Here is a 12,507-nt window from a genome sequence, read left to right as displayed (position 1 = left end):
AACATTTTGACAAGACCATACCCTTCTAGGAGTACTAATCTTCGGCAACAAAACCATCATTCTCGATAAAGTGGTGTTCGGTCATTCCTTGGTCAGTAAAGACAATCCCATGCAAGACACCACCATAAACAGCTCCTCCATCCATGCCAATCTTGCCATCATCTGTTATCCAAAGCTCAGCAGTACCTCGGTCTTGCTTTAGCAAACCATAAACTGGTGTATGCCCAAAGACAATGGTTTTCCCAGTATGATTTTCGGCTTCGTGGAATGGCTTTCTGAGCCAGACTTTCTTATAATCTGTTGTTTCATGCCAGTCATCCAAGGTCAAGTCAATACCCGCATGAACAAAGATATACTTGTCTGTCTCTACTACAAATGGCATTTGACGAATAAATTCGACCAAGTCTGCTGCTTCAGTCGCAACGCGCTTGGCATCTTCTACGCCATCAACTGGTGCATCCAAGGGACGACCTAGGATTGAGTTAATAGTTGTATCTCCACCATTGCGACGATAATGGTCATAGCTTTCTTCTGGATCATCGAGCCAAGTCAGAAACATATACTCATGGTTTCCTGATAGACAGATAGCTCCATGATTTTCGACCAAATCCTTGACCATTTCTAGAACACGGCGACTGTCTTCACCACGGTCAATCAAATCCCCCAGAAAAAGCAACTGAGTTTGACCATCCCAGGTTTTGAGCAGTTCTTCTAGCATACCTGCTTTCCCGTGAACATCTCCAATTACATAATAGTCTGTCATTTATTTCTCCCTCGTTTGCAATAATTCTCTAGCTTGGGTAAGGGCAGCTTCGGTTACATTTTGCCCAGCCAACATCTTAGCAACTTCCTCTACTCGCTCTTCTATAGTCAAGAGACGAACCGTCGACACCGTTGAGTGCTCATCACTAATCTTTTCAATAAAGAATTGATAATCCGCAATCGCAATTACTTGAGGTAAGTGAGAGATTGCTAAGACTTGGCCATGCTGACCAATCTTATGAATCTTTTGCGCAATGGCCTGGGCTACACGACCTGAAACTCCCGTATCCACCTCATCAAAGACAATACTGGTCTTTCCTTCCTTACGAGAAAAGGCTGACTTGATAGCCAACATGAGGCGGGATAATTCCCCACCAGACGCAACCTTAACCAAAGGCTTAAAGTCTTCACCAGGGTTGGTGGAAATGTAAAATTCAACTGTTTCATTCCCCTCACGACTAAATTTGCCCTTACTAAAGCGAACCTGGAACTGTGCCTTCTCCATATAGAGATCCTGAAGTTCTTGTTTAATCTCTGCCTCAAGCTGCTGGGCCAAATCATGGCGAGCAGATGCAAGCTGACCTGCCCAATCGACAAGATTAACTTCCAATTTCTTGAGCTCTGCTTCCATATCTTCAGAAGAAAGATTATTTCCAGTCAAGAGATTGTACTCTTCCGTAATCTTGGCAAAATAAAGCAAAACATCGTCCACAGTTCCACCATACTTGCGGGTAATAGTATTCAGAAGGTCTAAGCGATTTTCAACCTGCATGAGGCGATTGCCATCAAAATCCAAATCCTCAATAATATCTTCTAAACGCTTGGTAATATCTTCTAAAACATAGTAGGTCTCTGATAGAGAACTTGAAATTTCACGGTATTCAGGATCGTATTCTTCAACACTTTCCATGTCATTCATGGCTGAACGGACATTAGCAAGACTGGAGAATTCCTCATTGTCCAGCATACTGTAGGCATTGGTCAGCGTATCCGCAATATTTTTATGATTGAGGAGTTTATCTCGTTCTTGGTTGAGAGCCAAGTCTTCACCAGCTTGCAAGTTTGCTGCCTCAATCTCTGCCATTTGAAATTCCAACATCTCAATACGAGCCTTATGTTCCTGCTGATTTTTCTTGACTTCCAAAACCTGCTTGCGCATTTTGCGATAGGCATCAAAGCTCGTTTGATAGGTCTCCTTCAAGTCCAAGAAAGCAGCATCACCAAACTCATCCAACATCTGAATGTGCAGTTGAGGACGCATTAACTCCTCTTGGTCATGCTGACCATGGATATCCACAAGGTGTTGCCCAATAGCACGCAAGACAGAAAGATTGACCATCTGACCATTCACGCGACTAACACTACGACCATTTTGCAAAATTTCCCGGCGGATGATAATCTCATCACCCAATTCCAAACCTTGCTCTTCAAAAAGTTCCTGTAAAAGACGACTATTTTCAACCGAGAAAAGTCCCTCAATCTCTGCCTTTGGCGCACCATGACGAATAACGTCTGTCGTTGCACGAGCCCCCAACATAAGATTCATAGCGTCGATAATGATAGACTTTCCGGCACCCGTTTCCCCGGTCAAAACAGTCATACCCTTTTCAAAATTGAGCGAAATCGCCTCAATAATGGCAAAGTTTTTTATCGAAATTTCAAGTAACATACTGACCTACCATTTTTTGACTTGTTCAACAATTTCTTCAGCTGCCTCTGCTGTTCTAGCTACAATTAAGATAGAATCATCATCAGCTAGACAGCTAAAAATCTGTTCAGAAAATGCTTCAACCAACTGACTCTTCACAAAAATAGTATTTCCAGGAATGACAGCAAGGTTGATCATATTTCCCATTAACTCAGAACTCACAATGTTGTCCTCGGCCAACTGCAAACTTTTGACGACTGATTTTGGCAACTCATAGATATAGGTGTTGTTCTTCAAAGGAATTTTAACAATCCCAAGTTCCTTGATGTCTCTTGAGACAGTGGCTTGCGTAGCAGAAATACCTGCTTCCTTCAAATGCTCAACGATTTCTTCCTGAGTCCCGATCTGATAATCCGTAACAAATCTTCTAATTTTTTCAAGTCTCTCTTTTTTATTCATCTTTAAATTCTCTATGTGCTCTCTCTACAACTTTTTCTATTTCGGGGGCAACTTGATTACTTGCTCCCTCTTCCTTTTTCAAATATGCCAGAAATTCAATGTTTCCATGTCCACCTTGGATTGGTGAATAGTCTAATCCAAGCACTGAAAAACCTTGCTCAACTGCCATAGCAGTGACAGATTCAAGGACAGTTTGATGAACCTTAGCATCTCGAATGATTCCATTCTTTCCAATTTGCTCACGACCAGCCTCAAACTGCGGCTTAACCAGAGCCACAACCTGACCTTGATCAGCCAAGACACGGTGCAAGGCAGGCAAAATCAGACTGAGGGAAATGAAACTCACATCAATACTGGCAAAGCTCGGTTCCTGCTCGAAATCAGTCTTTTCAGCATAGCGGAAATTAAACTGTTCCATGCTGACAACCCGAGGGTCTTGGCGTAATTTCCAAGCCAACTGATTGGTACCGACATCAACTGCAAAGACTAACTCAGCACCATTTTGCAACATGACGTCAGTAAATCCTCCAGTGGAAGCCCCAATATCAATCGTTGTCGCTCCCTCCACTGACAAATCAAAGACCTCCAAGGCCTTCTCTAGTTTTAGACCACCTCGACTGACATACTTGAGTTTTTCACCCTTGAGTTTTAGCTCAGTGTCATCTGGGATTTTCTCTCCTGGTTTGTCAAAGCGTTCTCCATTAAGGACTGCTACGACTAGTCCAGCCATGACACCGCGCTTGGCTTGTTCACGCGTTTCAAACAAGCCCTGTTTATAAGCTAGTACGTCCACTCTTTCCTTAGCCATTGATTCTCAAACTTTCTACTATTTTCACAATCGGTGCTGTTTCAAAGGGAACCTGCTGGGCAATTTCTTCTAATTTAGCCTCGGCTTGATCCAGAGTTTGGTTACAAAAGGCAGTCGCCTCCTCCAAGCCCAACAAGGCTGGGTAGGTTGATTTTTCAGCCTGCAAGTCCTTTTGTGGAGTCTTGCCGATTTCCTCAAAACTAGCTGTCACATCCAGCACATCATCTCGAACTTGAAAGGCCAGTCCAATCAATTCACCAACAGTTTCCAATTTTGCTTGGATTTCTGGCGCTAATTCTGCTATGATAGCGGCGGCTTGGAAAGGATAGGCTAGTAATTTTCCAGTTTTATTGGCATGAATGGTCTGGAGTTCTTCCAAGGACAAATGCTGGTGTTCGCCTTCCATATCTAAAACCTGCCCTGCAACCATGCCTAGACTTCCTGAAGCAAGGGATAAATTGGCAATCAAATCCACCTTGATCTGACTTGGCAAATCCGCCTGCGCTATTAAGGCGTAAGGATCTAGGAACAAGGCATCTCCTGCCAAAATTGCCATCGCTTCACCGAATTTCTTATGATTGGTCAAGCGTCCACGACGATAATCGTCGTCATCCATAGCAGGAAGATCATCATGAATCAAGCTCCCTGTATGAATCATCTCCAAAGCCGCGGCCACTTGAGCATGTGCTGGTTGGATAACTACCTGCAAGGCTTCCAGAACTTCTAACAAGAGAAAAGGCCGAATACGCTTGCCACCAGCATGAATGGAATAGAGAACGGACTCTCGCAAACTAGAGGCAAACTGCTGGTCTCCATAAAAATCTTCCAAAGCAGACTCGACAAGAGCTAATTTTTCTTGCTTCTTCATTCAAAATCACTTTCTGTTCCGTCTTCTTGCATGACCTTGACTAAGGTCTTTTCAGCCTTGTCCAACGTCGCTTGGAGCTCTTTTGACAAGACCATGCCCTTTTGAAAAGCAGCAATCGCATCTTCCAAAGCAATTTCACCGTTTTCCAAACTTTGGACAATGGTCTCTAGTTCTACTAGATTTTCCTCAAATTTCTTTTGTTTTGACATCTTTAACCTCTAATTCTACTTGACCATCTCGCATCAAAAGCGTCACTTGGTCTTTTTTATTCAACATCTCAACAGAATCGACTACGGACTCTTCTTTTTTGACAATAGCATAACCACGCGCTACGATTCGACTGGTATCCAACATCAGCAGAGCTTCTGAAAGTCGCTTGACTTCAGCAACCTTGGCATCATAAACCAGCGCCATTTGGCTGCGTAGGAACTTGTCCAACTGACTTAGACGGTCTTGATAACGCTGGATTTTGGTAACAGGTGATAATTGGACTAGTCGATGCGTCCTTGCTTGGACTAGCTGTTTGCTATCAGAAATCCGTGTTCGCAAACTTTGTTTTAATCGCAGTTGCAGCTGATCCAACCGTTGCAAATAGCCGTCATACAAGCGCTCTGGCTGTCTAAAGATGACCGACTGACTGCATTTTTTCAAAGCTTCTTTTTTCTTTGACAAGACATTCTGAACTGCTGTTGCCATCCGCTTTTCTTGATTTTGCAAATGCGTCAATAGATCCAACTTGGTCACAGGCGTTGCCAATTCAGCCGCAGCTGTTGGCGTTGCAGCCCGTCTATCTGCCACAAAATCCGCCAAGGTCACATCCGTCTCATGACCAACACTAGAGATGATGGGTAAACGGGATTCAAAAATAGCCCGTACCACGATCTCTTCGTTAAAAGCCCAGAGATCCTCGATGGAACCCCCACCACGACCAATGATGAGAACATCTAGGTCCTCACGTTGATTGGCACGCGCAATATTTCGAGCAATTTCCTCCGCTGCTCCATCACCTTGTACCTTGGTCGGATAGAGAAGGATATCAACACCAGGAAAACGTCTGCTGACAGTCGTGATAATATCTCGAATAACGGCTCCACTGCGACTGGTTACCACACCGATTTTCTTAGAAAATTGGGGAAGAGGTTGCTTGAATCTCTCTTGAAACAGACCTTCTTCTGTCAGTTTCTTCTTGAGTTGTTCAAACTGAATCGCTAGCGCCCCAACCCCATCAGGCTCAGCTTTCTCAATGATGATAGAGTAGCTACCGCTTGGTTCATAGACCTGCACACGCCCAATCACATTAATCTTCATACCTTCTTCCAGGTCGAAACCTAATTTTTGATAAATCCCAGACCAGATGGTCGCTTGAATGACTGCATGATCATCTTTTAAGGAGAAATATTGGTGAGTAGGTCGTTTACGAAAGTTGGAAACTTGACCAGTTAAATAGACCCGTTCCAAGTAAGGGTCTTTATCGAATTTCATTTTCAGATACTTGGTCAAAGTTGTTACCGATAAATACTTTTCCATCTCCACCTACTATTCATTTTCTTGCTTTTCCATGGGTATTATTATACCAAAAACATGCTTAAAAATCACCTTTTTCCTACTGAAACTAAAGGAAAAATAGAAAAAGGAGGCTAGGCCTCCTCATCTGATTATTTGCTATTTCGTGCTTCTTCCAAAATCTTTGCAATCTTGGTGGTCAAAAGATCGATAGCAACTGTATTGCTGACCCCTTCAGGAATGACGATATCGGCATAACGCTTAGTCGGCTCGATAAACTGGTGGTACATGGGTTTGACCACACCCAAATACTGATCAATAACGCTATCTAGACTACGGCCACGCTCCTCCATATCACGCTTGATCCGGCGAATAATACGCACATCATCATCTGTATCCACAAAAATCTTGATATCCATCAAATCGCGCAGACGCTTGTCCTCCAAGACCAAAATCCCCTCAACGATAAAGACATCCTGAGGCTCCTGACGATAGGTCTTGCTGCTCCGCGTATGAGCTGTATAATCATAAGTAGGGATGTCTACCGGGCGCCCTGCCAACAATTCCTTAATCTGCTCGATCATCAAGTCTGTATCAAAGGCAAATGGATGGTCATAGTTGGTTTTGACACGCTCTTCAAAAGTCAAGTGAGACTGATCCTTGTAGTATGAATCATGCTCAATCATGGAAATCTTTTCATCAGGAAAATGAGATAAAATGGCTCTTGAAACACTGGTTTTACCACCACCAGAACCACCTGTCACTCCGATAATGATTGGTCTATTTTGCATGCTATCCTCCGTTTTTTTATCCGTCGTCTATTCTATCACATTTTTTGCAAAATTTATAGTCTGATTTGGATAGTCTATGGGAAACAAATCCATCCCCACAATCTAGTTAAACTAGACAAAAACCTTCCTTGGCTTGTAGAGATTGCCCCTTTTTTCTAGAATGGCTAGCAATGTATCTCCCTCAAAGGCAGCCAATTCTTTGTCTGTTTGTTCTAACTCGATAAAACGACCAAAGCGCACTTCTGTAGCCTCTTCTGGACTTAGGATAACTTTAACAAGGTCCCCTGTTCCAATTTCAAGAGGATGGAGAAAGTTCAGTTGACCAGCCTCTACTTTTTCAGCAATTTCGTCCAAGGTCAAGGCATCTTCTAGTTGTAAACCTGCTGCACTCGTCCGAGTCAAATGGGACATATGGGCCGCATAACCCAGCTTCTCTCCCAAGTCAACAGACAAGGTACGGATATAAGTCCCCTTACTACATTTCACACGAAATGTAAAACGTGCAAGGTGATCCTCATAAGAAATCGGACTCGTCCTCTCAAATTGATAAATAGTCACCTGACGTTCTGGACGCTCCACTTCCTGACCTGCACGTGCATACTCATAGAGCTTACGACCATTGACCTTGACAGCCGAGTACATAGGCGGAATCTGAGTAATAGGCCCAGTCAGACTCGCAATGGCTTTATCGACAATGGTTTGATCCAAGGGGGACAAAACAGGTGTCTCTGCGACCACTTCTCCACTTGCATCCTCGGTCGTCGTTGAATAGCCAAGAGTAATCTCCCCCTCATAGACCTTTCCCTCATCCTGCATAAACTCGACCATGCGGGTCGCCTTGCCAACTGCAATAGGCAAAACACCCACCACATCTGGATCCAAGGTCCCGCCATGACCAATTTTTTTTGTTCCCAAAATCTTACGCAGCTTAAAAACCGCATCATGCGAAGTCATCCCCGCTTCTTTTTTTAAGTTGATAATACCGTTCATGTGTTGCTTTCTACTCCCCCTTCAGCGCTTCAAACTTCGCTTTCATAGTTGGATTCTTCCGAGTCAATTTTTACTGAGGCGTCGTCTACCTTTTATTCTCTTTTTTACAAATTTTAATTAACTATAATTCTTTGTAATTCCTCAATCTCTGGAGGAGGACAATTGTTCTGTTTTTGAATATGTTGTAATACATTTCGTCTTTCATCTAAAGATAATAATGGGAGTATACTTTTGATGCCATCTAGATAGAAAATATCATTCTCTATTTTATCAGTCTCCATTAATTTCAGAAACATTTTTTTCAACAAATCAAAATTGTTAAGTTCTTCATGATTTAATTTATAATTCATTCCTCGTAAAGATAATTTCTGATTATAAGTTGTTACATAATCACTTAATTCCTCTATAAATAAAGCAAATCTATTTTCTTTAAGATTTTCATTATATAATAAATAAAAAATTGTCACCAGATAGTTCGCACTTGAGTCAGATTTGAATAATGCTCGCAACCATTCTTTAGAATATCTAAATTCATAGTCTTCTGTAAAAATGATGTTGATCATTTGACTATAGTTATTCTTTAATAAAGAAAATGAATCAATAGTTGGATCTACACTATCTAAAGCGACTAAATAAACCCTATCAAGAATTTGATTGTCTTTGATTTTTTCTTTTAAAATATTTTTAACAACATCCTTAAATATCTTTACAACTTCTGTATCAATTAACGAGTGGGAATAACTGAATCCTAAAAATGTATGATAGGTTATATTAATTACTCTCCAATCATATACGTATAATAAAATCCCTTGAGCAAGCTCTTTATACGCAAAATCATCTACAGAATCTATTTTCTGAATAATTTGAGGTGTATATCCTGGATGCTGGTTAAACAATGATATCAAACATTGCAAATATATTCCCAGTTCACTATTTACATAATGAAACATATCTAATTGATTATTATCATCTCTTGAAGATGAAAGTTTATTTGCATCGATACTAAGTAATTTTTCAAAAATATCTATATCCGTATTTTGTTGTTTTATATGATATTCAAAAAATTTCCGATCGTTAGAATCAAAATTTTCTTTGTTAAATCTTTTTAAATATTTTTCTCTAACAATATTTCTTAAATTTTCTTCTATTTCAGGAGAACTGATGATTTTTACATATAATCTCTTATATTTTGGATATAAGTCATCTATATGATTTTTCAATAAATCAGAAACCTTTTTAGATATTTCATTTGATTCTTTTAAAACAGTAATCAAGAAATTTTCCGTTTCATTTATCGTCTTTTCTTCCAAAAATGAAGAACCTCTTTGTTCCTTTTCGGCGTTGACTAATATCTCTAATACTCTAAATTCATCGTACTCTACAAGATTTTCTTGAGTTAAATATGAAAATTGTGAAACAAAACCTCCTTTTAGTGAAGATATCCAATTTCTATAAGGCTTTTTTGGTATTTCAATATGTTTTTCTCTAATAATACTTCTGTGTTCTTTGATAAAAGTGTTTAATTCCTCTCCAAAATGAATATTAGAAAAATCAATTTTATCAATTAACTTCTTGATAAATTCTAAATCCAATTTAATTTCATTATCCAATTGAACAAGCAATTTTTGAATTAATATAGTACTTATTAAGTCTTCAGAATCACTTTCTAAAAACTCTTCCTCTTCAATAAATAATTTTTTGGACTTTAGAAGATCATAAAGAAATTTAACAACATCATACTCTTTTAATTGATACTCTATAGAGTAGTAATTATAACTTAAAAATTCTGGATTATTTAGTATGGACATTAATTTGTTAACACATTCATAATTTAAGTTAACTTCTACTTCACTATCTTCCTCTATATATAAATCACGATTTTGCTGTTCAAAAGTACTTACTAGCCAGTAACCCAAAAGAGTTTTATCTTTATTAAAGTTAGAATTAACGATATATCCATCTTTGGATATAATTTCTCTCAGTTCATTAAGCTTATTATTATTTGTAAAACTAGAAATTTTATTATCTATCGCATAATTATAGACAAAGAATACATCATCAATAAAATAATTTTGATAACCTTCAGAAATTATTTTGTAAATTACTTCCCAGTCATTATCACTTAACTTTTCAATATTTTTAGCAATAAATGTCCAAAACACAGGGATAAAACTATGTTTAATTACTGTTAGGGTTTCACCCTGAAGCAGAGCATTTAACATCAGTCGATTTAAATCGTCATTATTATTTTCAATAACCTTATTTAAAAGAGAACTTAAATACTTAAAATTACTGCTAATATTATTTAATGATTTATTGTAATCTTCTTGTTTTAACGAGGGATTTAAAAGATTATTCCAATCTTTTCTATATGCATGTATTCCTAATTTATCATTTATGTTAGAAACCAATTTTTCCACAAAAATTGGTAAATCCTCATAGTTTTTGCCGTACCATATAATCTGAGTATGATTTTCTGAACTAAAAAATCCCTCAATAACATCTCTAAAATGTTCATCAGCCCTCTGATTACCTGTATTCTCTGACTTCATCAATGCATAATTTTTACTATCTTCACAAAGTAAAGATAAAATTTCATCTTCTTCAAGACCTGCTCCTATAAATAAAACTGTAGGCTTTGTCTTTTTAAACCAAGTTACTAAATTTTCAAAATTTTCCCTATTTTTTAAATAGGTTTTTGAATAATCTGCTGATGAACTGACAAAATAATTTACATCACAATCCGGTGTCCCATGGATATGTAAAACATCACCAAATTGTAACTTTCCATCTTTGTTCTTAACAAACTCATTAAGATCATTGATAGTAACTACAGAATTATTTAAACGTTTAATATGATTTTCAATTTCATAGTCGTAGTTAGAAGTAATAAATATTGCATTTAAACTCGCTAAAGATTCTACTGTTTTATTAACTATTGAATATGGTAGCAGATTTTTAAAATATCCTTTTTCAAAATCCAGTCGTCGCTTTTCAAAGTCTTCACCAAAAACTTTTTTTAATTCATAGTTTACAAGATCCACTTTACGTTTATTACTAATACTAGATTTGCTAATTAAATCAAAAACTATATGATGTTCTCTCCCAAGACTTTTTTCACCACTTACCGATAAAACTTGTCCTTGCCAATACTTAATAAGATGTTCAATATAATTGTTCCAATTAGGATAACCTTGAGCAATTGAAACTCCTGCTCCAATAAAAATTACTAAGTTAAACTTTTTTATAGCCTCTGTTACATCATCTATCAAATTTTCATAATTGATATCATTTTTCATAACTTATTTCCTCACTCCCCCTTCAGCGCTTCAAATTTCGCTTTCATGGTTGGGTTTTTTCGGGTCAATTTTTTTACTGAAACATCTTCCAGTTTATTATTTGCAAGGCGGAGTTGGTTTTCGGATGTGGTTAGGAATTTCTTAACCTCTTCCATGCGTTTGATGGCCTTATCAATTTCGTCGATGGCTTTACCAAAGTTAGTTGAAGCTGAATTGTAGTTCTTGGCAAAGGCTAGTTTAAAGGCATCCAAATCTTCCTCAAAATGCGTAATATCGATATTCTGCTCCCGAACCAAGGCCAATTCTTGTTTGTATTTTAGGGAATTAAGCGCCGCATTTCTCAAAAGCCCAATCAACTGGATAAAGTACTGAGGACGGACGACATACATCTTCTCATACTCGTGGCTGACATCAACAATCCCTGTGTTAAAGTAGTCATTATCTGATTCTAACATAGTCACCAAAACGGCATACTCACAGTTCTTCTCCCGACGGTCCTTGTCCAATTCCTTATAGAAGTCCGCATTCTTATGCTTCTTCTCTGTTCCATCCGCTTCGTTTTTCATCTCAAACATGATGGAAATAATTTCCACTCCATTTTCATCACATTCACGGAAGATAAAGTCTCCCTTAGAACCACGCGCAGAGACCTTGTTATCCTTCTCAAAGTAGGCATTTGGAAAGGCAAAACTACGAACCTTGTTAAACTCACTCTCTGCATACTGTTCCAGGCTTTCCCCGATTGCTTTTGTGGATTGTTGGGCTTTGAAATTCTTGTAAAATTCGACCTGTTCACTAGCTGCCTTGAGCTGAGCTTCGTAATTTTGCTTAACAGAAGCCAAAGATAACTCATTTTCCTTTTCCTGCAAGAGGAGCTGATTTTTGACCTGATCACGCTCTCTTTCTAAATCAGAGAGAGTCTTTTGGAGTTGGTTTTCATGCTCTAAACGCAAGGTAGCCAATTGGTTTTCCAAGGCCTGTACTTCCTTGTCCTTTGCTAATAAAGCCTGATGACTTGTCTGCTCAACTTCTTTCTTAGCTAATTCTTTTTCTGTATCAAAATTTTGGATTTGACTCTGCAATTGCGCAATTTCTTGATCCTTCTGAGCCAGTTTAGTCTGTTGCTCATTCATAGCCTTCTGCTCAGCCAAGGCCAACTCCTGCTTCATTCGATCGTGCAATTCCTTATCAAACTCTGCCGTTCTCACTTGGGATAAGAGTTCGGCATACTGACTCTCATTTACTGTAAAGACTTCCCCACAGTTGGGGCATTTGATTTCGTTCATAACTTTCCTCTTTCTAGACTTCTGTAACCATTATATCATGCCTGATGGAAAATCAAAAACAGTGAGTCGAAACCCACTGTTTATATCTTTTAC

General features: G+C 38.7%; 11 protein-coding genes. All 11 read right to left on the bottom strand.

The annotated features are described in order from the left end of the window. Window positions 1–34: 34 nt before the first annotated feature. On the bottom strand, window positions 35–763 hold the full coding sequence (locus tag NMM25_RS01740) for a metallophosphoesterase family protein (protein ID WP_254735741.1): 729 nt from the start codon (window positions 761–763) through the stop codon (window positions 35–37). Then, window positions 764–2,431, bottom strand: a complete 1,668-nt coding sequence (gene recN, locus NMM25_RS01735; RefSeq protein WP_254735740.1) for a DNA repair protein RecN — start codon at window positions 2,429–2,431, stop codon at window positions 764–766. Window positions 2,432–2,437: 6 nt separating this feature from the next. After that, a complete protein-coding gene (locus NMM25_RS01730) occupies window positions 2,438–2,869 on the bottom strand; it encodes an arginine repressor (RefSeq protein ID WP_001034394.1) in 432 nt (143 codons plus the stop codon). Beyond that, window positions 2,862–3,677, bottom strand: coding sequence for a TlyA family RNA methyltransferase (locus NMM25_RS01725; RefSeq protein ID WP_125414230.1), 816 nt, complete (start codon window positions 3,675–3,677; stop codon window positions 2,862–2,864). The genes NMM25_RS01730 and NMM25_RS01725 overlap by 8 nt, the downstream gene beginning before the upstream one ends. Beyond that, window positions 3,670–4,545, bottom strand: a complete 876-nt coding sequence (locus NMM25_RS01720; RefSeq protein ID WP_254735739.1) for a polyprenyl synthetase family protein — start codon at window positions 4,543–4,545, stop codon at window positions 3,670–3,672. Before NMM25_RS01720 ends, NMM25_RS01725 begins: the two co-directional genes overlap by 8 nt. After that, on the bottom strand, window positions 4,542–4,754 hold the full coding sequence (locus tag NMM25_RS01715) for an exodeoxyribonuclease VII small subunit (protein WP_061420846.1): 213 nt from the start codon (window positions 4,752–4,754) through the stop codon (window positions 4,542–4,544). The genes NMM25_RS01720 and NMM25_RS01715 overlap by 4 nt, the downstream gene beginning before the upstream one ends. Beyond that, window positions 4,732–6,072, bottom strand: a complete 1,341-nt coding sequence (xseA, locus tag NMM25_RS01710) for an exodeoxyribonuclease VII large subunit (protein WP_254735738.1) — start codon at window positions 6,070–6,072, stop codon at window positions 4,732–4,734. Before xseA ends, NMM25_RS01715 begins: the two co-directional genes overlap by 23 nt. Before the next feature lie 128 nt (window positions 6,073–6,200). Beyond that, window positions 6,201–6,839 (bottom strand): uridine kinase, encoded by a 639-nt coding sequence (udk, locus tag NMM25_RS01705; protein ID WP_001181369.1) that lies wholly within the window; start codon window positions 6,837–6,839, stop codon window positions 6,201–6,203. Between the two features lie 111 nt (window positions 6,840–6,950). Then, entirely contained in the window at window positions 6,951–7,829 is an 879-nt protein-coding gene (gene truB, locus NMM25_RS01700; protein WP_254735737.1) for a tRNA pseudouridine(55) synthase TruB, read from the bottom strand. A gap of 113 nt (window positions 7,830–7,942) precedes the next feature. After that, window positions 7,943–11,128, bottom strand: a complete 3,186-nt coding sequence (locus NMM25_RS01695; protein ID WP_125418142.1) for a hypothetical protein — start codon at window positions 11,126–11,128, stop codon at window positions 7,943–7,945. Window positions 11,129–11,139: 11 nt separating this feature from the next. Further along, complete coding sequence (locus tag NMM25_RS01690) at window positions 11,140–12,414, bottom strand: DUF2130 domain-containing protein (protein WP_254735736.1); 1,275 nt, start codon at window positions 12,412–12,414, stop codon at window positions 11,140–11,142. Between the last annotated feature and the right edge of the window lie 93 nt (window positions 12,415–12,507).

The sequence above is a fragment of the Streptococcus sp. CF10-1 genome (assembly GCF_024295825.1).
Taxonomy (GTDB): domain Bacteria; phylum Bacillota; class Bacilli; order Lactobacillales; family Streptococcaceae; genus Streptococcus.
The sequence above is the reverse complement of the archived record's forward strand: the minus strand, read 5'-3'. Positions and strand labels throughout refer to the sequence as shown.